Annotated in this window: 22 protein-coding genes; 13 read left to right on the forward strand and 9 right to left on the reverse strand. The window is 41.0% G+C overall.

What is annotated here, in order from left to right:
• Positions 1–186: 186 nt before the first annotated feature.
• The gene (locus C0V77_RS00825; RefSeq protein WP_101724417.1) at positions 187–918 is read left to right on the forward strand and encodes a DUF72 domain-containing protein; all 732 of its coding nucleotides are present in this window, start codon (positions 187–189) and stop codon (positions 916–918) included.
• Positions 919–1,074: 156 nt separating this feature from the next.
• Positions 1,075–1,470, forward strand: coding sequence for a hypothetical protein (locus tag C0V77_RS00830; RefSeq protein ID WP_101724418.1), 396 nt, complete (start codon positions 1,075–1,077; stop codon positions 1,468–1,470).
• Positions 1,471–1,506: 36 nt separating this feature from the next.
• Here C0V77_RS00830 and C0V77_RS00835 read toward each other — a convergent pair whose 3' ends face one another.
• The 4 genes from C0V77_RS00835 to C0V77_RS00850 all read right to left on the reverse strand — a co-directional run bounded on the left by C0V77_RS00835 (position 1,507) and on the right by C0V77_RS00850 (position 5,011).
• A complete protein-coding gene (locus tag C0V77_RS00835) occupies positions 1,507–2,346 on the reverse strand; it encodes an oxygenase MpaB family protein (RefSeq protein WP_101724419.1) in 840 nt (279 codons plus the stop codon).
• A gap of 12 nt (positions 2,347–2,358) precedes the next feature.
• Positions 2,359–2,757: a DUF2809 domain-containing protein gene (locus tag C0V77_RS00840; RefSeq protein ID WP_101724420.1), complete on the reverse strand. Its 399-nt coding sequence runs from the start codon at positions 2,755–2,757 to the stop codon at positions 2,359–2,361.
• Positions 2,758–3,071: 314 nt separating this feature from the next.
• Entirely contained in the window at positions 3,072–3,983 is a 912-nt protein-coding gene (locus C0V77_RS00845; protein WP_101724421.1) for a hypothetical protein, read from the reverse strand.
• Positions 3,983–5,011, reverse strand: a complete 1,029-nt coding sequence (locus tag C0V77_RS00850) for a hypothetical protein (RefSeq protein ID WP_216824387.1) — start codon at positions 5,009–5,011, stop codon at positions 3,983–3,985. The genes C0V77_RS00845 and C0V77_RS00850 overlap by 1 nt, the downstream gene beginning before the upstream one ends.
• Positions 5,012–5,279: 268 nt before the next feature.
• Here C0V77_RS00850 and C0V77_RS00855 point away from each other — a divergent pair, with 268 nt between their 5' ends.
• Positions 5,280–8,771, forward strand: a complete 3,492-nt coding sequence (locus C0V77_RS00855) for an amidohydrolase family protein (RefSeq protein ID WP_216824388.1) — start codon at positions 5,280–5,282, stop codon at positions 8,769–8,771.
• Between the two features lie 417 nt (positions 8,772–9,188).
• Positions 9,189–10,097, forward strand: coding sequence for an NAD(P)/FAD-dependent oxidoreductase (locus tag C0V77_RS00860; protein ID WP_101724422.1), 909 nt, complete (start codon positions 9,189–9,191; stop codon positions 10,095–10,097).
• 135 nt (positions 10,098–10,232) lie between these two features.
• Here C0V77_RS00860 and C0V77_RS00865 read toward each other — a convergent pair whose 3' ends face one another.
• Together C0V77_RS00865 and C0V77_RS00870 are read right to left on the reverse strand one after the other, a co-directional pair.
• Positions 10,233–10,721 (reverse strand): GNAT family N-acetyltransferase, encoded by a 489-nt coding sequence (locus tag C0V77_RS00865; protein WP_101724423.1) that lies wholly within the window; start codon positions 10,719–10,721, stop codon positions 10,233–10,235.
• Between the two features lie 24 nt (positions 10,722–10,745).
• Positions 10,746–11,663, reverse strand: coding sequence for a lytic transglycosylase domain-containing protein (locus tag C0V77_RS00870; protein ID WP_101724424.1), 918 nt, complete (start codon positions 11,661–11,663; stop codon positions 10,746–10,748).
• Between the two features lie 273 nt (positions 11,664–11,936).
• On the opposite strand from C0V77_RS00870, the gene C0V77_RS00875 reads away from it, so the two are divergent.
• The 3 genes from C0V77_RS00875 to C0V77_RS00885 all read left to right on the forward strand — a co-directional run bounded on the left by C0V77_RS00875 (position 11,937) and on the right by C0V77_RS00885 (position 14,524).
• Positions 11,937–12,545 carry a hypothetical protein gene (locus C0V77_RS00875; RefSeq protein WP_101724425.1) on the forward strand — a complete coding sequence of 203 codons (609 nt, stop codon included), beginning with the start codon at positions 11,937–11,939 and terminating at the stop codon, positions 12,543–12,545.
• Between the two features lie 291 nt (positions 12,546–12,836).
• Positions 12,837–14,018, forward strand: a complete 1,182-nt coding sequence (locus C0V77_RS00880) for a BamA/TamA family outer membrane protein (protein WP_101724426.1) — start codon at positions 12,837–12,839, stop codon at positions 14,016–14,018.
• Positions 14,019–14,128: 110 nt separating this feature from the next.
• Positions 14,129–14,524 (forward strand): DUF3592 domain-containing protein, encoded by a 396-nt coding sequence (locus C0V77_RS00885; protein WP_101724427.1) that lies wholly within the window; start codon positions 14,129–14,131, stop codon positions 14,522–14,524.
• A 29-nt stretch (positions 14,525–14,553) separates the two neighbouring features.
• On the opposite strand, the gene C0V77_RS00890 is transcribed toward C0V77_RS00885, so the two are convergent.
• Positions 14,554–15,009, reverse strand: a complete 456-nt coding sequence (locus tag C0V77_RS00890; RefSeq protein WP_101724428.1) for a hypothetical protein — start codon at positions 15,007–15,009, stop codon at positions 14,554–14,556.
• 185 nt (positions 15,010–15,194) lie between these two features.
• Here C0V77_RS00890 and C0V77_RS00900 point away from each other — a divergent pair, with 185 nt between their 5' ends.
• Positions 15,195–15,851, forward strand: coding sequence for a hypothetical protein (locus C0V77_RS00900; protein WP_101724430.1), 657 nt, complete (start codon positions 15,195–15,197; stop codon positions 15,849–15,851).
• Positions 15,852–15,875: 24 nt separating this feature from the next.
• Here the strand turns inward: C0V77_RS00900 and C0V77_RS00905 are convergent, their stop codons facing one another.
• Positions 15,876–16,346, reverse strand: a complete 471-nt coding sequence (locus C0V77_RS00905) for a hypothetical protein (protein ID WP_229236168.1) — start codon at positions 16,344–16,346, stop codon at positions 15,876–15,878.
• A gap of 182 nt (positions 16,347–16,528) precedes the next feature.
• Here C0V77_RS00905 and C0V77_RS00910 point away from each other — a divergent pair, with 182 nt between their 5' ends.
• The 4 genes from C0V77_RS00910 to C0V77_RS22990 all read left to right on the forward strand — a co-directional run bounded on the left by C0V77_RS00910 (position 16,529) and on the right by C0V77_RS22990 (position 19,417).
• Complete coding sequence (locus C0V77_RS00910) at positions 16,529–17,050, forward strand: STM3941 family protein (RefSeq protein WP_101724431.1); 522 nt, start codon at positions 16,529–16,531, stop codon at positions 17,048–17,050.
• Between the two features lie 163 nt (positions 17,051–17,213).
• The gene (locus C0V77_RS00915; RefSeq protein ID WP_101724432.1) at positions 17,214–17,696 is read left to right on the forward strand and encodes a GyrI-like domain-containing protein; all 483 of its coding nucleotides are present in this window, start codon (positions 17,214–17,216) and stop codon (positions 17,694–17,696) included.
• Between the two features lie 242 nt (positions 17,697–17,938).
• Complete coding sequence (locus C0V77_RS00920) at positions 17,939–18,334, forward strand: hypothetical protein (protein ID WP_101724433.1); 396 nt, start codon at positions 17,939–17,941, stop codon at positions 18,332–18,334.
• A gap of 573 nt (positions 18,335–18,907) precedes the next feature.
• On the forward strand, positions 18,908–19,417 hold the full coding sequence (locus tag C0V77_RS22990; protein WP_158237856.1) for an RDD family protein: 510 nt from the start codon (positions 18,908–18,910) through the stop codon (positions 19,415–19,417).
• Here C0V77_RS22990 and C0V77_RS00930 read toward each other — a convergent pair.
• Positions 19,414–21,306 carry a helix-hairpin-helix domain-containing protein gene (locus tag C0V77_RS00930; protein ID WP_101725008.1) on the reverse strand — a complete coding sequence of 631 codons (1,893 nt, stop codon included), beginning with the start codon at positions 21,304–21,306 and terminating at the stop codon, positions 19,414–19,416. The genes C0V77_RS22990 and C0V77_RS00930 overlap by 4 nt on opposite strands.
• A gap of 353 nt (positions 21,307–21,659) precedes the next feature.
• On the opposite strand from C0V77_RS00930, the gene C0V77_RS00935 reads away from it, so the two are divergent.
• Positions 21,660–23,462 (forward strand): alpha-amylase family glycosyl hydrolase, encoded by a 1,803-nt coding sequence (locus C0V77_RS00935; protein WP_101724435.1) that lies wholly within the window; start codon positions 21,660–21,662, stop codon positions 23,460–23,462.
• Positions 23,463–23,525: the final 63 nt, after the last annotated feature.

Genomic DNA, 23,525 nt, shown 5'->3' on the forward strand with positions numbered 1-23,525 from the left:
ATTTCTCAGCATCAACACAGTTGGGAAAATTAATAGGCAACGATTGCGATTTCCCGGCCGTTTGTGAGGCAATTTCTCCGTTTAATAAAATCGTCAGCCGAAATACCTCTAAATAATGGACGTCTGGCTTAAATTTTTACGAATTTTATACAGCATCAAGAAGTTTTTTCCAGAAAAGACATTTACATGAATCATTTTATTGGTTGTTCAGGCTTTTCCAATAAAGACTGGAAAGGTCAATTCTACCCGGATAGTCTGCTGTCGAAAGACTATCTGGCTGTCTATGCTGAAAATTTCAACTCGGTGGAAATTAATGCTTCATTCTACAGAAAACCCACCACCAAAACTTTAAACAACTGGTACGACCAGACCCCGGACGGCTTTGTTTTTTTTGTTAAAGCACCCCAGGCAATCACGCATATTAACCAGATGAAAGGTGTCAGTACCGAGATTGCCGATTTCTGTAAGCACATCAGTAATAGCCTGAGAGAAAAACTCGGTGGATTTCTGTTTCAGTTTCCGCCTTCTTTTTTATGCACCAAAGAGAATATCAATCATATTATAGAAGGGCTTAATCACCGGTACCTGAATGTGGTGGAGTTCAGACACAAAAGCTGGTGGAATAACCAGGTTTATGACTTACTGGCTGAGCAAGGCGTTGTTTTCTGTGGTGTAAGTATCCCCAAAGATATACCCGAAGAGGTAATTAGTAACCACCCTACTGCCTTGTATTACCGGCTGCATGGCAAACCGGAATTGTTTAAATCGGAGTATAGCGAAGAAACATTGCAGAAATTGGCCGAAAACATAAAAAACAGCCAGAAAGACACTTATGTGTACTTCAACAATACATGGGGTTTGGCCGCTATTAATAATGCCCGATACCTGCAAAAGTTGTTGGCACCTGACCATAGCTGATTACTTTGGCGTATATCTGCAGAAATAGAAAACCTGAAAACAAGAATAACTGGAAACTTTTAAGCACTACACGGGTGAGTCTCGACCGTAATTGTAGGTTAATAAAGGCATAAAGCATAAATTGCAGCAGAATAACAATCTTTATTTGCTACGGTAATGAAAACAACAAAAGCTGCTGCCCTGCGAACCTTACTCACGCTGTTTCCGCTCATTATTGCATTTCATGTATCCGTGATGGCAGATGTAATTCCGTACACTATTGTATGGGCGGGGCGAATCCATTCTACTCAGGAAATGTATGTTTTTGAGGCGGTGTCTATCGTTATCAATCTGCTGTTTATAACGGTGCTGCTGCTGAAAGCACAATATGTAAAAAACAACGTACCCGACCGGCTGCTTAATAACATTCTCTGGCTGTTTCTGATACTTTTTTCGGTCAATACCATTGGTAACCTGATGGCCAAAACTTCATTTGAGAAGTACGTCTTTACGCCCATTACCCTGCTTTCGGCCATACTTATCTGGCTGGTTGTAAGAAAAGAAAAAGCCTGACGCTTAAACAACTACACTTCGCCTACCAGATGCAGTTTACATGCCCTGCAGTTTTTTATTGGCGTGATAAACTCTTGCATGGCTGATATTACCCGTTTTTGCCTTGGCCTTTGCTAAAGCCCCGTTGTTTAAAGCGTGTATCTGCTCGCTGTATTCAGCCGGAAGAAGAATATTCTTCACCAGCCCATCGGCTTTGAGTTTGCGGCTCAATAAATACAGATTCAGCAATATTTTTCCCTTTGCCGAACTGCCGAAGTACAACAGCTCAGACACACGTGCCGGAACCACCAGTTTCTGGCACTCCAGCAAAATGCGGTAACGCGTAGTACCCAGATGCTTTTTATATTGTTGGAAGAGGTCTGCCGTGTAATGCCCATTCAGTAAGTCTGCCCGTAGATGCGCCTCGCGAGATTGTTGCCAAGCGGTATAATCTTCCGGCAGGTCTTTCAGGCCCATCCGTAAACCCACCTCCGAAAAGACATTGAAAACCTCTTTTTTTTCTTCCAGGCTCAGTTTTCTTTCTAACAACTCGTAGGCTACCACAGCATAATCAATCAGCATGTACAGTACATCTCTGTACGCCCAGTCGGGGATGCGTGCACCGCGACTCTGTTCAACGCCCTGATGGATACTGCTTATCTGGTCAATGGTTTTGATGGCGCTTTCCCGGTCGGCAAAGACAATCATTTGTGCATATCGGACTGTCGAGAACAATCGCCCTAAGGGGTCAGACGGAATCTTGCCTGTAAAATACAGCCAATCAACCGCTTTGTTCAGGGCAAATTCTGCCGCCGAGCCGGCAAAGATGAACAGAATCACATCTGAGTTGCCCCATATTTTTCTAACTATCGATTGCTTGTCAACAAAATCATTCATACTTGTTCAATTTTAAAGGCTTTGTTTTTGCGGATGTTTACCCGCGTTTGTTCTCCGATACTCTACCCAAAGAATGGTCAGAACACCCAGCGTGTAGGCCAGTAAATCATACCACGAAAAGCTGCTGCCCAGGGCAACGGCCACAATTCTGTGCTTCTCCCAGCCCATGCGATGCACGAAATGGAAATACTGCGATGCCTCAACCAGATAAGAGAACAGCAGCACCGCCGCCGACGCTGTCACAAAATGGGTATTCCAGAAAGTAAAAACGAAACAATAAACCAGAAACACCACCAGATAGTCTCCCACAAACGGCCTCACGAACGAATCATGCACATAGACGGCTATCATTACCTCAATAACGAAGAACACAACCGCCAACAATCCATATTTAGGTCTGAAAGTAAACATCGGTAATAATTAAAAGTACTTTGTTTTGCAAAGTTAATGATTATTTTTGGATTTGCTAGGGAGGTGGGGGATTTTTTGGAAGGGGAATTAGTATTTTTGAAAGTAGGAAAAAACAAGGAACGAAAATCTCTACATTCTAATTTGAATACCACTTTAAATCTATCAACTCTTTCTTTTATTAATAGTAAGACAGAAATATCAATTTTAAAATAGATGAATAATTTGTATTAAAGCAAAATCAAGTTTCGCTGCAAATGGTTTAAAAACATATTCAGCTTCTGAGAAATAGTAATTATTAACCGCAAAACTTGAAGTCAATCCTCGCACTTTTCAATACTATACTTTAATATTTCTATTAAAACTATTGATAACCAATATGCGGTCTGTTTGTTAACTAATTTAAAGAAATAGTCTGCATCCAAAATATCATCACTTTGCAAATTAGGTTGTCCTGAATTAAATAAATGAAAAAATCTATTTCTTAAATTTATTATAAAGGAGGAATATTCAGCAAACTTGATGGAAATACTCCTTGGTTCTACGGTATCAGTTGGAGAAAATATATTTTTATCTATGCAAATTTTATCAAACGCTCTAAATAGAAGACCCTGTATTTCTTCATTATCAGCTATAATGTTTATTGTTATTGACGATTCATACAAAGGGTCTTCTGAAAAAATTGTTTTTATAAAACTCTTAAAAAAACCTAACTCTCCTTTATCTTTATTGCCTGACAAGCAATCTTTAAGGAAACTGTAGGTGCCTTTAAAATCATTTGATTTTGAAGCGTAAATTAAAGGGAATGCATATGATATTGTTTCAAGGATTCTATACAGGAATGCAAACGCGGTGGTATGTGATTCTTTATTTTCATAATAAAAAAAATTACTAAATTCATTATTAAGTTTATAAAAAAATTGTTGATTCTGTTTTAAGAATCTTCTGTTCTTGAAAATATCCCCTAATTCTTCTATTGACAATTCTCCACCAAGATATTCAGTTAAGCGCTCCAATGGAGGTATATGAGTTTTAGTTTTTAAGAGGTCAAAATAATCCAATGATTGTTCAAATTCTGATTCATATAAATTATGTTTTATTTTAATTGATCCAATAAGTCCTCGAATTAATATTAACTTAGGAGACTGTCTTTCATTAACCTTTAGGCTTAATGTTTGCTCAGTGAATATTGCATCATCAATCGTTTCAATATGCTCAAATGAATTCATTATTCAGTCACAGTTTGTTCGAAAAAGCGTTCAGTTAAAAATTCAGCGTCTTCTTTAAAAAGTTGTTCTGCATTTTCAATAAAATATTTCGATAATTCTCTTCTATATTTCCCAATATTTATTTTTGAGGTTTTCATTGCCTTAAAAGCAATCTCAAAATTTTCAAACATTTGTGCTAAAAAATCGGCTTCAAGATTTAAAATATATCTGTGCGACTTTCTAAATCCGACACAAAACCCTATAAAATTATTAGCAAGTTGAAACCACACCCTATTTTTCTCATTAATTGACACCCTATCTACATAATGAACTATATCATCAAATTGAATCTCATAGCTATTAATATTGGTATCTAAAATTCTACCAATCAATATCTGATCCATTTTCTCATCAATTATTTTTGAATTTTCATTATGAACATTTGATGTCAGAAAGGCTATATACCCTTTTGAAATATCTGCAAGACTAAAGGCTTCTTTTATAGGATTTGTAGATTTTTCCTTTTCCGTTTGAATTTTATGTTGTAATGATGAGAAATCAAATAGTTCCTGCGTTAGAATTTCAATTTGATGTCTTGGTGTCATCCCTTTTGAACCATTATTTAGAGTAATCATTCGATAGAGAAGTTTATCCTTGTTATCCGCAATGATTATATTAAAGAAAATTTCTTTTCCTTTTTCAAACTCTTCTTTTTTTGAAGCTCTAAGTAATGTATTTAATCTTTGAATCCCATCCAAAACAAAGCCTTTAGAAATATTATCATTTATATATATCGTAAATTCCTCTGCGTTATTTAAATTGATAATTTCATCGACAAAAGCAATTGTAATCGGAGGCATCAAACATCCTTTTAAAATATCTCTTTCCAGTCTATCATAAAACCGATTATCAAGTAACTTCCTTTGCTCCTCGAACTTATTTATTAATGGACATATTTTTTCTAATGTATAATCATAGTTAGCTTGTCCAATTCCTACAAAGCTATTAATAACATTGTCTTTAGCTAAATTATAAATCGTTAAACCCATATCTTGTTTTATTTATGCTAATAGAATAATACTAAAAATCAATTATAAAATATTTAACTTCAAAATCAAAATAAATCTGATTTTATTTTGCGGGTTACAGATAAAACTTAACTTTAATTAGCTATATTTTTTTACTCTAGATTAAATTCAATGGAATTACATTAACAAGATTGAATTTAATTGCCAATTTTTCCACCCCTCCCCCACCCAAATCCCCGAATTTTTTAATATTTTTACCAAAAAACACTTCTTAAAAAACATCTTCTTCATGAAACCTACTATTACTTTTAAGTCGGCACTGATGGGCGTCTGCATCGGTTGCTGCGTGGTGGCGGGTGTCTTTGCTTCTAAAGGCCGTGTGTACTCGCGGTTTTTGCATGCGCTGAACGACACCACCAAACCAACAAAAGACACTACCAAGTATATACGTTACAAAGATTTACCGCTTAAAGCCACACGTAAACTGAAAACCACTACTACCGAAGGCACCTGGCTGTCGGTCGATGTAAGCCCCGACGGCAAAACCATTGCTTTCGATGTCATGGGCGATTTATTCACCATTCCGTTTGGCGGTGGCAAGGCCACCAATGTTACCAAAGGTCTGGCGTTTGATACCCACCCGCGCTTTAGTCCGGATGGTAAAAAGCTGTTGTTTATCTCTGACCGCACAGGCTCGGACAACGTATGGTACATCGACTACGAGAAGAAAGACACCATACAGGTTACCAAAGACCGAGACCAGAACTACACTTCTGCCGACTGGACACCCGACGGCAAGTATATTGTGTTCTCGAAAGGCCGTATGAACGTGCAACTCTGGATGGTGCATCACGAAAGTGGCGGTGGGGTACAATTGATTGACCAACCCACGAACCTGAAAACCATTGACGCCGCTGTTGGACACGACGGTCGATACATTTACTTCTCACAGCGCAGCGGTGCCTGGAATTATAACGCCATGATGCCGCAGTATCAGATAGGCGTGTATGACCGTGATAACGCCAAGCGCACTACCATTACCTCAAGATACGGCTCAGCCTTTACGCCAACCCTTTCAGGCGACGGTAAATGGCTGGTTTACGGTACTCGTTTTGAAGACAAAACCGGATTGGTGTTGAGAAACCTTGAAAATGGTGACGAAAAATGGCTGGCCTACCCTATCCAACGTGATGAGCAGGAGTCTATCGCTACTATGGGCGTATTGCCGGGTATGTCGTTCACACCAGACAGCAAGGCAGTGATTGCCTCTTATGGTGGTAAAATCTATAAAATCGGTGTTGATGGTTCTGCGCCAACGGCTATTCCGTTCAGTGTGGATCTGGAAATAGAAATGGCTCCGCAGTTAGAGTTCAAATATCCGGTTTCTGATACCACCCATGCGCTTATCTCACAGATTCGTGATGCCGTGCCCTCTCCTGACGGCAAAAAATTGGCTTTCACTGCCTTGAATCGCCTGTATATAGCCGATTATCCGAACGGTACGCCGCGCCTGATAACTACCAACGATTTCACCGAAGCTCAACCGGCATGGTCAAACGACGGTAAGAACCTTGTATTTACGACCTGGGCACCTGAAGGCGGTCACTTATATAAAGTAAACACTGAGGGCACGCCGAATCTGCAAAGGCTGACACAAAACCCTGCGTTATATGCACAGCCTGTGTGGAGCCCTAAAAACGACCGTATTGTGTTTATCCGTACGCGCTTGCAAGCCTTTAAAGCGTCTATCGGGCCGGGAGCCAATGGTGCAGAAGACGAAATCTGCTGGATAGATGCCAACGGTGGCCCTGTTACGGTTATCGACAAAGCTCGCGACAAGGTTACACCGCACTTTGTAAGCAAAATTACCGACCGCATCTATTTCAGCGCTAGCGACGGTGCGTTGCAGTCTATGAAATGGGATGGCACCGACGAAAAAACGCACGTGAAAGTAACGGGCATTACCACTTATGGTATGAGCATTGAGGGTGAAGACTTTGCCCACAACTGTATGCTGGCTGAAACGGCAGCGCAGGCTATGGAGGTAAACCGTCCGTCTCCGGCGTCTCAAATCATTATGGCGCCTAATGGCGAGCAGGCATTAGCACAGATTAACAATGAGATTTATACGCTGAATGTACCACAGACCGGTAAAACCGTAAACATATCGGTGGCAGATGCAGGCTCGGCGCAATTCCCGGCTAAAAAGCTGACCGAATTGGGTGGAGAGTTCCCGTCGTGGTCGAGCGATTCTAAACGCGTGCATTGGTCGCTGGGACGTTATCATGTGGTATATGATTTAGAAAGAGCCAGAACCTTTGACGACAGCGTGAAAGTGGCCAAAAAAGCAGAAGAAAAGCGCAAGGCTGATTCGCTGAAAATTGTGAAGACCGACACGGTGAAGATTAAAACCGACAGCGTGAAAGTAAAAGATGCCAAAAAGGCCACAGCAAAAAAAGAAGAGCCGAAATACAAACCTCAGGAAACGGAGATAAAATTGTATTTCAGTCGTGATATTCCAACCGGAACTGTGTTGCTAAAAGGTGCCCGCATCATTACCATGAAAGGTGCCGAGGTGATAGAAAACGGCGATATATTGATTGAAAACAACCGGATTAAGGAAATTGGAAAGAGCGGAAGCATTAAGGGCGCAGGAAAAGCCAAGGTGATAGATGTGAAGGGTAAAACTATTACGCCGGGCTTTGTGGATACGCACGCGCACATGTGGCCTCAGTGGGGTATTCAGAAGAATCAGGTTTGGATTTATGCCGCTAACCTGGCTTATGGTGTAACCACCACCCGCGACCCTCAAACTGCTACCACCGACGTATTTACTTATGGCGACATGGTGGAATCAGGCAAAATTCCAGGGCCGAGAATCTATTCTACGGGTCCCGGGGTTGGTTTCTGGGCGTATAACATTAAAGATTCTACGGGAGCCATCAATGCCCTGAAACAATACAGCAAGTATTATGACACGAAGTACATCAAGATGTACCTGACCGGTAACCGTCAGGCTCGCCAGTGGATTATCAAGGCTGCCAAAGATCAGAAATTAATGCCTACAACCGAGGGCGGTCTGAACTATAAACTGAACATGACCAACCTGTTAGATGGGTATCCGGGTCATGAGCATGCTATTCCGGTGTATCCGTTGTATAATGATGTAATCAAAAGTATTTCATTCTCGCAAATGGCGGTTACTCCTACACTTCTTGTAGCCTATGGCGGTCCGTTTGCCGAGATTTACTATTTTGAAACCGAGAACCCTTACCACGACAAGAAGATGCAGCACTTTATGCCTTATGAAGAGCTGGCAGAAAAAACCCGTCGTGTAGGTGGCTGGTTCCTGCCTGAGGAGCACGTGTTCCAGAAACATGCGAAATCAATGAAATCGATGGTCGAAGCTGGTTCATTGGCAGGTATCGGTAGTCATGGTGAATTTCAGGGATTAGGTTATCACTGGGAATTATGGTCGATGCAAAGCGGTGGCATGAAAAATCATGATGCGCTGCGTGTAGCTACTATTCTGGGTGCAAAAGCCTTAGGTCTTGATCAGGATTTGGGTAGTATTGAAAAAGGTAAACTGGCCGACTTGTTGATTATGGATAAAAACCCGCTGGAGAATATCCGTAATTCAAACACATTGAAAATGGTTATCAAAAACGGCCGTGTGTATGATGCCAGTACTTTAGATGAGATTTACCCAACCCAGAAGAAATTGCCTCGCACCGAGTGGAATTATGAGAAACCTGCCAATACTACGGGGTTGAATGAGTAGCCCCCAGCCCCTAAAGGGGAGTTTAACAAAAAATGACTGCCGTAAAGGCAGTCATTTTTTGTTTTAGATATTCGTATTCAATTTACCATATTTTAAATAGTACATTCTCAACAGTTTTGTAGCTTCCTTGGCGTTTTCAGCGCAGGCGGTGCAGAAGGTGCCTCTGCCTTCGGTCGGGCCTTCATATAACCAATGGAAGGTTTTGACATATTTGCCATCCAGACTGGCTACTCTTAATGTGTTGTTTTTTCAGTTCTAACACAACTTACCTGCCTCATTAAAATTGGCTTTGTTCAAGCTAAATATCATATTAGCGGAATCAGATAAGTTAAAACCTATAACTTCCCGAACTTTTATTTTTGCAACAATGTTGCATATTAAAGTTTAATTATTATTCGCTAAACAACACACAAAACTATGAAAAGCCATAACTACTATGATGCCGTTATCATTGGCGGCAGCTATGCCGGTCTGTCAGCAGCCATGAGTTTAGGCCGTGCCTTAAGAAATGTACTGGTTATAGATTCAGGCCTGCCCTGCAACAGACAAACGCCGCATTCGCATAATTTTCTGTCACAGGACGGCCGAAAACCACAAGAGATTGCCGATTTGGCCTTGGCGCAAATCCAACAATACAAAACCGTCCGGTTCTATAAAGGACTGGCTATCAATGCCACACAATCGGAGAATATTTTTGATGTGGAAACAGAAAACGGAGAAACTTTTTCGGCTCGAAAACTCATCTTTGCCACAGGCATAAAAGACACCATGCCTGCTATTAAAGGTTTTGCCGAATGCTGGGGTATCTCGGCTATACATTGTCCGTATTGTCATGGGTATGAGGTTCGGCAACAAAAAACCGGCATCCTGGCCAATGGTGAAGGTGCGCTTCATTATGCCCGGCTGATTAACCAATGGACGAGCGACCTCACTCTTTTTACCAATGGGCCATCCACACTTACAGAAGAGCAAACAGCCAAATTTATCAAACACAATATTGCGATAATAGAAACGCCCGTCTCCGAAATTATCCATACCAACGGGCAGCTTATAGCACTGGCTTTTGAAGATGGTACATTTACCGGCCTAAGCGCCATTTATTACAGACCTGCATTTGTACAACATTGCCCCTTACCCGAAAAACTGGGTTGTGAATTAAACGAACACGGCCTCATAAAAATCAGCGGGTTCCAGAAAACCAATGTGCCGGGTGTTTTTGCCTGTGGCGATAATTCAAACTTTGGCCGTTCGGTAGCAATGGCAGTATCTTCCGGCTCTATGACCGGAGCATTTGTCAATCATGAATTAATAGAAGAAGACTTCTAAGCCCACTGGCAGGTTTATTGGTGCGAAATGGTGTATCAACCGTAGATTCACTTTTTCAGCACAAATCTGCTTTTCATGCCATGAATATTGAGCTTGTGCCGGTCATGTGCACCAGCTCAAACCCCCTTTGGCTTACTATGGCGTATCTGGCTCTGATGTTGCCCCTGTGGGCAGGCGCATCTCCAGCAAATGGCCTTTAAACCCTGCTTTTTCGTAAGCCCTTTTGGCAATGAGGTTATCATCATATACTTCAAGACGAATCTCCGATACATTTTGACGGGCTGCCCATTGCCTCAGATAGTGCAGAACAGCCTTGTTGATACCCATACCTCTGAATTCAGGCTTGACATACATAAAACCCAGATAGGCATATTTTTCATGGTCAAGATAGTCTTTTGCCTCTTTCAAGAGCGCATAGCCAGACCCGGCCACTTCATTATCTACCTCTGCCACCACCACTTCTGCAGTAGGCAATTCGATGAGCTGCTTTAAGTCATAATAATGTATTTCACCCTTTTTCAGGGTCGGGTCAAATGGGCGTTCCGTATTTACAATTCCCTGCTCAAATTCCAGAAGCAAATTAATCTCTTCTAATCTGGCAGGTCTTACTGTTATGTTACTCATTTTCTTTAATCTTCTTAAATGCGTTTATTGTTTCTTTGGAATCATGATTTTATACCCCTGCCCGGGTTTAACTTCCAGCATCACATTCATCCATTTATTCTGCTCATAATATTTATCAGTCTTTGCGGCTCCGGGGTTATATACCAGCCAGGGGTTATAATACTTAAGCGTTTTATAGTTAATCTTATATTTTTGGGCAAGTTCTATCAGATTTACATCTTCTTTTATTTCAACTGCTTCCAATATTTCAGGAGCGCGATTCTTACTCAATTCATAACCATAAGCAGCCGGATTCTCACATATTATCTTCAAAGCCAGTATTCTGAACACGTAATCGTTGGTTTCCAGGGTCAGGTGTAAATCATAATAAGACTGCACCCCTTGTGCTTTCTGGGTATTCATGATGCTGGTTCGCCCTGAATTATAGGCGGCGGCAGTGAGGGTCCAGTTATTAAAAGTTTTGTTCAGGTTATTCAGAAAATTACAAGCCGCCTGTGTCGAAAGTTCCAGGTCACGTCGTTGGTCAACAAATCTTGACACCTCCAATTTATATTCCTTGGCAGTAGTATCTCTGAACTGCCAGAACCCGGCGGCCTTGCCCGAATTGGCGTAAGGCCACAGCTCACTTTCAATTACTGCCAGATAGAAGAAATCGTCCGGCACTTTATTCTTTCTCAGAATACCCATAATACGTTCTTTATAAAGCCCCACTCTTTGCAATATAGCCAGAGTAGAAGAATGCTTGTACACATTTTTGGTTAGCTCCTGCTGTAGTTGCTCATAAACAATAGGGTTATCCAGTGGCACGTTCTCAGCGGCAAAGTCTATTGTAGCCGGAACAGGTGGGAACGAGATTTTCTGCGCTACTGCCTGCGCCTGCACAGCTCTGAAACCAAACTGGCAAATCAGCAGACAAATACATACTATTTTTACCTTGTTCATGATAATTGGGTAAGGCTATTGTTCATTTTCTATTATACCAATTGTTGATAGTGGCGCAATAATCTATTTTCTAAAACTGCACTAAATGCTTTTTAACTGACCTTTAATTCTAATTTAAAACCAGTTTTAGGCCGACTGCTTTACTTTGTTGCATCAAAACAAAGAAACGAAAACGCAAAAAAGTAAACCAGTTAATATAAGATTTTATGACAGCAACTGTATCTGCTCTATTTTAATTAAATCATTATATTATTCTAAAACTCAAATAAGACAATGAAAAAGAACATCATTCTGGCTGGAATCATGGCTCTTCCATTTTTCACCCATGCGCAATCGCTTTCTTCTAACGCAATGTTAGTTAATAATTCGGTAACTACTGAATTGGCTATTCCAAAAAATGGAATATTTATCAATGCAGAAGAGTTTCAGAACGGAATACCAGAATTAGGTTTCGACAAAAAATCAAAACAAAATCATATTCATGAATTTGACAACAAGGTTTTCCTGACCGAAAATACCGAAAAAGCCAGCTTCCCTAAATCGGCTATCTGGGGTTTCCGTAAAAACAATCAGGACTACCGCACTTTCCAAAACACCGACTACGCCGTTGCGTATGCACCAAAAGGCTTGCCAATTTTGTTTTATACGCTCGGAGAAGTAACCGGTGAAGGAAATATTAAAGACGACATCATCACCACCTATTACTTTAGCCGTAACAGTCAATCGGCCATTTATCCGCTCACACTGGCCAATGTAAAAGAAGTGTTTTCAGACCAGCTTGGTTTTGTAAAAGCCCTGGACGGCTCCGGCTTGTCAGACGACAAACCAATTCATGAAATCAGTAAAGTGCTGGCAGCATACGTGCGTAATAATGTAAATTAGACAAAACAGAAGGGTAAAACCTTATAAATATATAATTGCTTTAAGGTAAGAATCGCTAAAGGTCAGGAAAAAGAATGATGGGTAGCCTTGCAAAAAAGGCAGGGCAAATAACAAAGGGCCGGGCTATTGATAGGGTTGCTCATCATTAAAAAACTAAAGATTGACCGATAAATCAAAAACTTTCACAAAAATGGTGGTATCTGACCACCATTTTTTGTTTTAAATTGTTTCAGTATAATCACAACCGGTTAAGTTGCCTTGTTAGAATTATACCCGGCACCTGCCTTAAGCATGAGACAACGAACAGTTTTTTTTATTCTATTCTATTTAACACCATTTGTTTTGCTGGCACAGATACCCTATTCTCAGCAAAAAGATGCCAGCGACGTGTTGCGCGAGCTATTCCATATAAAAAAGCCAAGAAAGAGCGACTCTAGTTCACTAAAAGAAGGTGGCAGGGTAATTGCCATACTTCCTACCCCCGGTTATGCACCGCAAAGTGGTCTTTTTGCTCAGGTAGTTTCTAATGTGACCATAAGAAATACCAATGCTAACGTATCTATTCTTAATCTGGTAGCAACCTTTACAGAGTTCAGGCAGTCAATATTTCAGTACACAACCAGTTATTTTACCAAAGACAACCGATTTTATTTCTCTAACGATTGGCGATGGATGGACTACCCGCAGGCCACCTACGGGCTTGGAATGAACACAACAAGGCAGAACAAAACAGAGATGAATTTCAGGTACCTGAGGTTATACCAGACCCTGATGCGCAGCATTGGCAAAAACCGGTATATAGGTATAGGTTATCAGTACGATTACCACTGGCACATTGAGAGCTACGCACAAGGCACACGTGTAGAAGAAATTAGTGGCTACAAGATGGGGGTTAACGGTAAATCGGTTTCTTCAGGCCCTACCATAGCGTTTCTGTACGATAGCCGTACAAATGCGATGAGTGCCACCCAGGGTTTGTATACCAACGTGGTGTTCAGGCAAAACCTGAAAAGCCTGGGCAGTAATACCAATTACCAGTCTTTACTGGTAGATGCCCGTAAGTACTTTGATTTGGCAGGCAATACGAATCATATACTGGCGCTGTGGTCTTATAATATGTTTACACATGGCAATGTACCCTATCTTGATATGCCAAGCACAGGCTGGGACACAAACGTAAATATGGGCCGTGGGTTTATTCAGGGGCGTTTCAGGGGTAAAAATCTGATGTATTTAGAAGCTGAGTACCGATTTACTCTAACGCGAAGCCATTTCATAGGTGGCGTTTTGTTTTCTAATATACAGACAGTAAGCGAGATTACCGACAACCGCTTCCGGAAGGCGATTCCGGCCATTGGCACAGGGCTGCGGATACGGATAAATAAGTTCTCAAAGGCCAACCTCGCTATTGATTTTGCTGTGGGAAGAGATGGTTCACGCAATATTTACTTCAATTTTGGCGAAGTTTTCTGATATCATTAAAATATTTATAAAAATAGTAAAAATATTTATAAAATAATTATGACTATTCAAAGTAATAATTATATTTGCCCAAGAATTACTGAACTTTAACCCATGTGACTATGTATTTAGATGTTATCGCCATTACGGGCGTATTTGGCATTCTACCATTGATTGCCGTTGTCGTAATTTTGGGCAGAGCCTACTGGTCATATCAACTATTGATCAAAAAAGGCTTAAAAACAGAAGGTGAGATTATTGACTATGAAGAGTACTCAGACGGTAAAGGGAAAAAGTCCTTTTTTCCTATTATCAGGTTCAAAACTTATCATGGGCAGGAAATCCACCAGCGAACCTCATATGGCCTTAACGCCAGAAACTTTATCGACAAAGGCTCGATTGTCGAAGTAGTGTATTCAGCGAGCAACCCGAACCGCTTTATGTTAAATAAATACAGCCCTCTAAAAACCGAGGAACCTGCATTTTTAGGTTTTATTGTAGGCTTTGGAATGAATTAACAGATTTAAAACCGAAAGACATAAATCTTTCAGTGTCTATAAAACATTACCCAAACGGCAATAACCACTGCAATCAGCATAACAATTTTAGCCCAGGCAGGAATCCAAACCCTGCCCGGGCTTTTTTCGTTATCGCCGGGCTCATCATCTTCCTCAGCTATTACGGGCCGGTGCTTCTCCTGCATATTATCGAGATACACCAGATAAGACCTGAATCGTTCATACCAGGCTATGGTTTCAGGTGTGAGGCTGACAGGCTGACTGTAAGCATCTGAAAGAGTATTGCCATGTATATTTACTATTTTTTTACTGACAAGTATATACAACAGATTCCTGAACTGCTGTTCATTCATGCCGGGTGAATCAGCAAATAGCTCCCGGCAAAGTTCATTATAAGCCGGCAACAAGGTAAAGTCTGTTTGCTTTCTTACCTGCCTTTCAAATGATACATTGATGATTCTGTCAATCTGCTGATTGGTTGTCATGAACAATGCTGTTTTGAGTTGTTGTCAAATATACATTTTGTGCTACTTTCTGTCAATTGTAACCACCTGTTTTTATTGTATGCTTTTGTAAAAGCCACAAAAATAACGGCAAAATTATGTATATTGGCCAGGGCTTTCAATACAATACTCAAGGATAAACCCATATTAAAGAAAATCATTCATTCATGAATTGCTTAATTAACCGTTATAAAGTCCAATTTCTGGCATTTTTGATGCTTGTGTTAGGAATCTCTGCCTGCCAGACCATCGGTAAAAAGGTAAAATACTACGCTACCGAAATAACCCTTAAAAACGGCGCAGTGCTGAAAGGGAGTACTTCGCCCATTGCCGGAGACAACTTCAGCTTTAAGGATGCCCAAACCAGCAGTAACTCTATCATCCAAAGTAAAGATGTTCAGTCAATCATCAAACAGACACCCGAGGGTCCCAAAGAATATGCGCAGTTTACCATAATAAATAACAAAAAACGAGGTAAGGTAGAAACCGTTTTGGCGGCGTATGAAGTAAAGGGAGAAGTGAGCCTGATTGCCCATGAGACCAAAGAGCATATACGAAAAACAAAAGACGTAAACAACCGGATGACCTTTGTAGAAGAAACCGAATTAATAAAACGCCTGTATCTGAAAAAACAAACCGAACCCGGTGCAGAGGTGCCTGCCGGTAACAAAAAAACACAGGTGGAAGAATTTAATGAGCTTGCTGTTAATCATTTTGCCGATGCACCCGCCCTTATGGCAAAAATTGGCGGCCCGGGCTATGAAGCAAAAGACATAAAAAAAATAGTAGCTGAATATAACCAGATTAAAGCGAAGAAAAATTGAGGGGTAGCCCGATTCTGATTTAAACTACTTCATCCTAACATATTTTTCAATGTTTAGCCTTTCAATATTTGCGCTTTCTACTTTTTCAATGCCTTTCTGAACCAGGGTATCGTTCTTGATTTCAATGGTAAAACTGAAATGGTGCCCCTCCCACTCGCGGGCATTACAATATTCAAGGTTTTCGGTGTAGGTATTCTCTTTCAGGGTATATGTACCACCACCCGCCGTGAAAACAGCCGTTGTTGAGTCTTTACCGCCTTTCAAATCGTGCTGAATAAAAGCAAAATGGGTATCGTTTATAATCTTGATAAAAGAAACCCCTTGGGTGTAATCAGTTACGGTTGTGTCTCCTTTTTCTACCAGTGTACCGCTTAGCAGTTTCCAGGTACCAACAATGGCTGGCGCCTCATTTGTATCGGTTTGTTTGGTGCAGGCAAGCAAAAGCGCAGCTACAAAAATAGAAATCATTACTTTTTTGAAATAGAGGGTTGTCATACGTTGTAAGGTTATTAAGGTTGAATACGAAAACTAAGGGTTTTCAGGCACTCATCCAAATGTATCGGCACAATTGCCTTCTCTATAACAGACACTACCAGAATTTTACATGAGTTTGGGATACATATTTGCGTAATCGAACCTTATATCCTAATTTTAGCCTATTACCTTAAACCAAGATTATGAAAACAACCGGCGACCGCATTGAAATTCATCTGAACAAACAACGTCTTATTTTCCTATTAATCAGTGCGCTGGCCTTTTTTGCCATCGGCATCTGGTTTGTTGCTAACCCCGGATTCTTCAAAAGAGGCATGATTGGTAACCCTGCTGTAATATCTGGCATAGGCATGCTAACCCTAGTTGTTTTTGGCCTCAGCAGCTTTGTGCTTGGCAAAAAAATGATTGACCAACAACCGGGCGTAATTATTGACAAGAGCGGCATTACCGATAATTCGAGCGGCATTGCTGCCGGGCATATTCCATGGAAAGATATCAAAGAGATTAAACCTGCAAGGCTTTTTAACAAGAAATTTGTAAACATTGTACTTAAAAAGCCCATCAGTAAAAACAATGGCGCAAAGAAAAAAGGCAAGAAAGACGACGACATAGTCGTGAGCATTTCTAACAATACACTGCAATGCAGTTTTGAAGAGCTTGAAAACGCGCTGAAAAGTGCCTTTGATAAATACAAAGTCAGTTAATTTAAAACAGACAATTCATTGCCCGAATGATAACATCTACGCCTAGGCAAGTGGGTTGAGCAAAGTGTGAGCGGTACGCTCAGGAAACAAAACCTGGCCAACACACCAAAATTGAGTTAAACTGAATAAAAATGTTTCACTAGCAGTTCTAAAAATGCCATTGATGCCGGAACCAAGAATAGAAACGCTAGCAAAAAAGAAGCTGGTTGGCAAACACCTGTCTATGTCTTTTGCCGACAACAAAACGGCAGAGCTATGGCGCAGTTTTATGCCCTACCGAAACAAGATTCAGCATAGCGCAAGTACTGACTTGTTCTCTTTACAGGTATATCCACCAGTATTCTTTGATGCTTTTAATCCGGAAGCGTTGTTTGAAAAATGGGCTGCTGTTGAGGTAAGCGACGCGTCTTTTGTTCCGGCCGGTATGGAAGTAATGATTCTTGAAGGCGGTTTATATGCCGTATTTACTCATAGAGGGTCCAGCCATGATACCAGCACCTTTCAGTATATTTTCAATACCTGGTTACCTCATTCGGCTTATGTTCTGGATAACCGACCGCATTTTGAATTGCTGGGTGCCAGATACAAAAACGCCGACCCTGAATCGGAGGAAGAATTCTGGATACCTGTTCAATTAAAAAGTTAATTCAGTTATCAGAATCTCCTTTCTGGCAAAATTCCTCTGCAACTATAAATTACAGGTAGTTTAAAAAATCAAGCCATTGTATAAGCCGCGTTGAGGCAAGGGTAATTCGGAAGGCCTTTGGTATGAAATTATACAATTCACTGAGACCACCTCTTTCCGAAAGAGTGGAAATAATTTCTCAGTTGATTATGGAATAAGGTTTTTCAGAAATAAATCTGAAAACTATCTTAAACCGTATCAGCATGGAGCTTTACGAACAAATCATCCGGCTTTTTGTATTAGCCATTCCTATTGCCTGTGTGGCTTGGACAGTTACGCATGAAGAGATTTTTAGAGAACCCCGCGAATACTGCAAAAATCAGAGCCAGGCAGGGAAAACCATTCTGCAAAGAAAATTCTTTTATGTGTTCACCTGCGAATACTGCTTCAGTTTTTATGTAACCATTCTTTTCGTTATCGTTACCAATTACCAATTGCTCTTTACCGACTGGCGAGGTTATATAATAGCCGTTTTTTCATTGGTCTGGATTGCCAACATTTATATGAGCTTGTTTTTTAATATCCGAATCGGCATCAAAAAAGAAGGGCTAGAAGCCAAAGTAAAAGAAAAAGAACTGGATGAAATCAGTAAAAGTTAAAAGTCTGAGATTGCATGAGGGATGGTTTTTTCCGTGCTTAATGCCATGGTATTGATAATTTATATACCTGCTAAAAACAACCGGAAAATAAAAAACCTGGCAGTTCTTTGATTAGTACTAAAAAGTTAATACAATTGCGGTATACTCTAAACCCTTGCTGCTATGTTATTGAAAAAGAAAAGTTTCATTATTCTGCATTCTGCTTTGTTCATAGTTTTACCTATTTTGTTTTTCTTTGAATTAATATATAATATCGTTAAAGGATCACCTGATTCGACAATAACAACGGATTTAAAATATCATTTTTTACCTTTTTTCGACCTCTCAAGTAATGCAGTAAAGCTACCGGAAGAAGTTAATTCTTTTTTTCGTGAGTCAAATTTAGGCTCTAATTTCTATTACATTATTTCGCCTTTTTTATCTATAATTGGCATATCAAGATTTCGAAAAACGGGCTCCTTAACTTTGTTAAATTGCTTATTAATAATCATATTATTTGACGAAATCTATCATGCAATAGTAGCATTTCTAACGTATATTGAATATCCTGATTATGCACCTTCCTTTTTGTTTATGGGTCAGTTAATTTTGAGAATACCGGCCAGTATAGTTCTTCTTTCTTACATCCGCTCAAAATTAGCCATAGAAATCCCGGCAGGTAATACCAAGTCTATCATGCAAGACCAGTCGAACAGGCTCCTGAATATGATTTTAGACCAGATTACCATTATTTACCTGACCTTTATAAGCACTGAATTGTTTTCTTTCCTCCCCTATAATTTGAGAGAGTCTGTTCCTCTTCTTTCTTTAGTTTTCTTCCAGTTAAGTTATTCCTTCAATTATTTTATGTATTATTTCATAATTGAGGGCTGCTTTAAAACCACGGTAGGTAAGGTGATTACGAAGTCTACAATTGTAAACGCTGACGGGGAGTTTATATCGATGGGCAATGCCTTTATAAGAACCCTATGCCGATACATCCCTTTTGAACCTTTCTCTTTTTTGATAGGTAGCCGCGGATGGCATGATTCTGTAAGTAACACAAGTGTTGTTAAATCATTCTATAAAAATGATGCAGACTAAAAGCTGTATCTTAACTGTAATTGAACATCTGATTTGTGATTACCGGGTATTGCATCGTTTCCACTACCGATGCCTGTCTGATTATGCAGTTGTGTACGGGCATATCTGAGCCAAACGTCTAGGTGCTTGTTCAGGTTGTACCGGGCTGTGAGATACGTTCGGATGCCCTTGCCATAATAGGCCGGAAAAGAAACGGCATAAAGAACCGTGCTCTCAAAGGCATAAATGCGCGAATCGTAATCGTCTGTGGTAAAGTAGGCTATCCGGCCGCTCAGGTTTAATTTTTTTATAGAACCCTCAAAATCCTGCATGAGCGCATAACCTGTTGACTTCGCACGTCCTTCATACTGAAAGCTGTTCACCTGCGCTCGTGTTCGCAATCTGAATGACCGATTTACAGAATAATCCAGATTACCCAAAATATTCTCTCTGAGAGTATTTACCACAATATCAGTCGGGGTGGTATTATCCGGCAGGTTTTTGCCTTTGTGTTCAGTATGATACTGCGCATAAACCAATACCTTTTTGTTGATTTGCCAGGCAGCTCTCAACAGGTAATCGTACCCATTTGATGGCGCATCAACCAGATACTTTAACCAGGGAAATTTGAAGCGGTCATAAAACCCACTGAAAGTAAGCGATTGGGTGGGCGCATACTTCAAACCCATGTAAATACCCTGCTCGTTGATATTCCGGCTTCCTTCTGCCAGTGCATTGGCATAAAAGCTATGGAAATCTTTATCATAATGCCTCAAATGTATGGCCCATTCAACCTGCCTGCTTAATGCGGCTATCCAACCACCGGTAAGGCCTTTGCCCCCGCTGCTGCTTTGGGCGGCTTCACCAAAAAAATTGAAGTTTTGCCAGGTATAAGTAAAGTTGGCACCAGCTACGGTGTTTTCTTTACCTGTAAACTCAAACTTATTATATAGTCTTGGCCTGCGCAACAGCACAGCATCAAACCGGGTGTGCAGTACCGTGGCGCCTATGTATCCGTTAGTAAATCTGAAGGTACCATTGAAACCAATATTCTGCTCTGTTAGTTGGTTTTTCCGTGCCAGTTCAGTTTCGGTACGATGATACCCCGAGGTAAGTACCGAGCTAAAGTATTCTTCCGGTTCTTCATCTGCCACATCAACGCTTGCATCACGCCTGTTGTAAGCGTAAAAAGCAGTAAGGTCTGTTTTTCGGAGCTGATAAGTGGCTGCAGCGCCTCTCAGGTTGCCCCCTTCCAATAAAGAGCTATACGGCCTTATACCCATATTGCTACGCCGTATGGTTGTCACGGCTTCGCTTCCTTTACCAAGAAAAAAACCGGCACCTGCTACCAGCCCCTGCCCGAACTGCACCTGATAATCGCCCACAACCAGGTTTTTCAGTTTGCCTTTATTTTTTAACTGCAGATGAAAACTGTAAAAATCCAGGTAATTGCTCTCTCCGGCATCTTTCTCGGCAACAAAGCCTAACTGAAAATCTTTAGGGCTACTGAGGCGATATCGCACATACAACTGCTGCGGTGTGCCCGCGTATTTGTTCGCGGTAAATCCCTTGCTTTTTTCCAGGGTTTGTGCGCTTCTTAAAACCAGATAGTGATCATTTGCCCGGTTTATGCTAGGTAATTGCCTGCCTGATTTCGGTCGTACGTCCACAAAAGGCAACAATTGCTGAATAGTAGGTAAATCAAAACCTTTAACGGCCTGTAGTTCATATAAACTCAGAAACGGGCCAAATGCCGCACGATGCGCCAGTAGGTTTTTAATTTGGGTAACTGATAAAATGTACAAAGAAGCCAGGTCTTCATAGGTAGCCGTATTAAGGTCTATCGGATTTTGGTATAACTGATAAAGCTGTTCGTATAGGTCTTCATAGGGTATGTTCTCCTGTTGCATCGGGAACAGCCTCTGTGTGAACTCATCCAGATTAATTTCAGGCCGTGGGGGTGTCTGTGCCCGGGTGCAGTATACACCAGACAGTATGAAAAAGATGAATGCCGGAAGCTTTTTCGAAAACCAGGCGATGGGAATCGAAATTTTTCTGCAGCAAATATCAAGAAGTGTCACAAGCAATGCCAGAGCTTAGGTTTGTTTTATAATAGCCGTTTATGCAGCAATCAAATATAAACATTTATTTTTTATTGCTCTGCGCCGCAAGAGTTATTGTGGATGATTTTACTCAAAAACCTGAAAAATATGATGGCATAAGTTTTTGATATATATAAGGAATATTAACTCTACTTAAAAATATGCACAACATAGAAAAACAAACCGAAATTTACATCAATGAGATGGGTTCTACCCCCCATCAACATGGCGTTTTCTTCAGGGTTTGGGCTCCGCATGCCGACTATGTGTCGGTCGTTGGAAACTTTAACGACTGGAACGAAGGAGCAAACCCGCTCATAGCCGGTGAGAACGGCTGTTGGGGTGTAAACGTAGAAAATGCGAAAGAAGGAGACCAATACAAATTTTTTATTAAGAATGGTGAGCTGAATCTTTACAAAAATGACCCCTACGCCAGGCAGGTAACCAGTTCGGTAGGGAATTCGATTGTTTATAATCCGAAAAAATACAATTGGGAGAATGTTAATTACCAGATTCCCTCATGGAATAATCTGGTAATATATGAATTGCACATCGGCACATTTAACCGTAGTAAGACCGATACCGTTGGCACTTTTCATGATGCTATCAGAAAACTTCCCTATTTACAAAAACTGGGCATAAACGCAGTAGAAATAATGCCTCCGTTCGAATTCGCAGGGGGGCTGTCGTGGGGGTATAACCCGGCACATCCTTTCGCTATTGAAACCGAATACGGCGGCCCGGTAGCGTTTAAAGATTTTATCAAAGAAGCGCATAAATTGGGCATTGCAGTTATTCTTGATGTAGTATATAACCATTTTGGCCCTTCAGATCTTGACTTGTGGCAGTTTGACGGCTGGCAGGAAAACGGTAAAGGGGGCATCTATTTTTATAACGACTGGCGGTCGTCAACCCCCTGGGGTGACACCCGCCCTGACTACGGCCGCCCCGAGGTTGGCCACTATATAAAAGACAATGCCCTGATGTGGCTGGATGATTATAAAGTAGATGGCCTGAGAATGGACATGGTACCGTATATAAGAAACGTACATGCAGACGGCAACCCCGCACATGATTTGCAGGAGGGGCTGAACATGATTAAATGGATTAATAACGACATTCTTGAGAGATACCCGAATGCCCTGGTAATAGCCGAAGATATGCATGGGCATGATTTCATAACAGATAATGTGCAGTCTGGCGGGCTGGGATATGGCGCGCAATGGGATGCCGATTTTGTGCACCCCTTAAGGAATGTGCTGACACAGGCTTCTGACGAGTACATTGACATGAATCTGCTTTGTTCGGCACTTTTAAACAGGTATAGTAACGATGCCATGCGAAGAGTGATTTTTACGGAGTCGCATGACGAAGTTGCTAACGGTAAATCAAGGGTAGCAGAAGAGGTTGAACCCGGTAATGCAACCGGTTGGTATGCACGTAAAAAAGCTACTTTGGGGGCGGTTATGGTGCTTACCTCGCCTGGTATCCCGATGATATTTCAAGGCCAGACAATACAGGAAGACAGTTGGTTTCAGGATACTGACCCACTGGATTGGAACCGCCTTAATGAGGTTTCGGGGATATCAAATATGTATAAAGATTTAATACACCTGCGCCGTAATCTGTCTGGTGTAACCGCCGGACTAATGGGGCAGCATACCGAACTTCTGGCTTGTGACCATGACGCCAAGCTGTTGGCGTTTCAGAGATGGCAAAACGGTGGAAGTAAAGATTCAACTGTTGTAATACTCAATTTCTCGCATCAGGCCAGAACAGATTACCCGGTTCGGTTCCCTGCTGAGGGGAAATGGACCGTACGCTTTAATGGTGATGCCGGGGTTTACGGTGATGATTTTGCTCATACAGAATGCACAGAAGCAGAAGCCATTATTAAAGACAACACCATTATGGCAGAGATATCGGTAGGCCCATACAGTGCACTGATACTTTCGCAAGACTAAATTGACATCATAAAAAGGGTTGTATTCTTAACGATACAGCCCTTCTGTTTTTAATCAACCACT

The organism is Emticicia sp. TH156, from assembly GCF_002855535.1.
In the GTDB taxonomy this organism is placed as follows: domain Bacteria; phylum Bacteroidota; class Bacteroidia; order Cytophagales; family Spirosomataceae; genus Emticicia; species Emticicia fluvialis.

What these genes read in the sequence shown, in the direction of transcription:
- C0V77_RS00835 (WP_101724419.1), bottom strand. Translation starts at nt 2,346, where the DNA reads ATGAATGATTTTGTTGACAAGCAATCGATAGTTAGAAAAATATGGGGC.
- C0V77_RS00910 (WP_101724431.1), top strand. Translation starts at nt 16,529, where the DNA reads ATGAAAACAACCGGCGACCGCATTGAAATTCATCTGAACAAACAACGT.
- C0V77_RS00855 (WP_216824388.1), top strand. Translation starts at nt 5,280, where the DNA reads ATGAAACCTACTATTACTTTTAAGTCGGCACTGATGGGCGTCTGCATC.
- C0V77_RS00865 (WP_101724423.1), bottom strand. Translation starts at nt 10,721, where the DNA reads ATGAGTAACATAACAGTAAGACCTGCCAGATTAGAAGAGATTAATTTG.
- C0V77_RS00935 (WP_101724435.1), top strand. Translation starts at nt 21,660, where the DNA reads ATGCACAACATAGAAAAACAAACCGAAATTTACATCAATGAGATGGGT.
- C0V77_RS00875 (WP_101724425.1), top strand. Translation starts at nt 11,937, where the DNA reads ATGAAAAAGAACATCATTCTGGCTGGAATCATGGCTCTTCCATTTTTC.
- C0V77_RS00885 (WP_101724427.1), top strand. Translation starts at nt 14,129, where the DNA reads ATGTATTTAGATGTTATCGCCATTACGGGCGTATTTGGCATTCTACCA.
- C0V77_RS00920 (WP_101724433.1), top strand. Translation starts at nt 17,939, where the DNA reads ATGGAGCTTTACGAACAAATCATCCGGCTTTTTGTATTAGCCATTCCT.
- C0V77_RS00880 (WP_101724426.1), top strand. Translation starts at nt 12,837, where the DNA reads ATGAGACAACGAACAGTTTTTTTTATTCTATTCTATTTAACACCATTT.
- C0V77_RS00930 (WP_101725008.1), bottom strand. Translation starts at nt 21,306, where the DNA reads ATGCAACAGGAGAACATACCCTATGAAGACCTATACGAACAGCTTTAT.
- C0V77_RS00840 (WP_101724420.1), bottom strand. Translation starts at nt 2,757, where the DNA reads ATGTTTACTTTCAGACCTAAATATGGATTGTTGGCGGTTGTGTTCTTC.
- C0V77_RS00870 (WP_101724424.1), bottom strand. Translation starts at nt 11,663, where the DNA reads ATGAACAAGGTAAAAATAGTATGTATTTGTCTGCTGATTTGCCAGTTT.
- C0V77_RS00830 (WP_101724418.1), top strand. Translation starts at nt 1,075, where the DNA reads ATGAAAACAACAAAAGCTGCTGCCCTGCGAACCTTACTCACGCTGTTT.
- C0V77_RS00825 (WP_101724417.1), top strand. Translation starts at nt 187, where the DNA reads ATGAATCATTTTATTGGTTGTTCAGGCTTTTCCAATAAAGACTGGAAA.
- C0V77_RS00850 (WP_216824387.1), bottom strand. Translation starts at nt 5,011, where the DNA reads ATGGGTTTAACGATTTATAATTTAGCTAAAGACAATGTTATTAATAGC.
- C0V77_RS00845 (WP_101724421.1), bottom strand. Translation starts at nt 3,983, where the DNA reads ATGAATTCATTTGAGCATATTGAAACGATTGATGATGCAATATTCACT.
- C0V77_RS00860 (WP_101724422.1), top strand. Translation starts at nt 9,189, where the DNA reads ATGAAAAGCCATAACTACTATGATGCCGTTATCATTGGCGGCAGCTAT.
- C0V77_RS00905 (WP_229236168.1), bottom strand. Translation starts at nt 16,346, where the DNA reads ATGACAACCCTCTATTTCAAAAAAGTAATGATTTCTATTTTTGTAGCT.
- C0V77_RS22990 (WP_158237856.1), top strand. Translation starts at nt 18,908, where the DNA reads ATGGGTCAGTTAATTTTGAGAATACCGGCCAGTATAGTTCTTCTTTCT.
- C0V77_RS00890 (WP_101724428.1), bottom strand. Translation starts at nt 15,009, where the DNA reads ATGACAACCAATCAGCAGATTGACAGAATCATCAATGTATCATTTGAA.
- C0V77_RS00900 (WP_101724430.1), top strand. Translation starts at nt 15,195, where the DNA reads ATGAATTGCTTAATTAACCGTTATAAAGTCCAATTTCTGGCATTTTTG.
- C0V77_RS00915 (WP_101724432.1), top strand. Translation starts at nt 17,214, where the DNA reads ATGCCGGAACCAAGAATAGAAACGCTAGCAAAAAAGAAGCTGGTTGGC.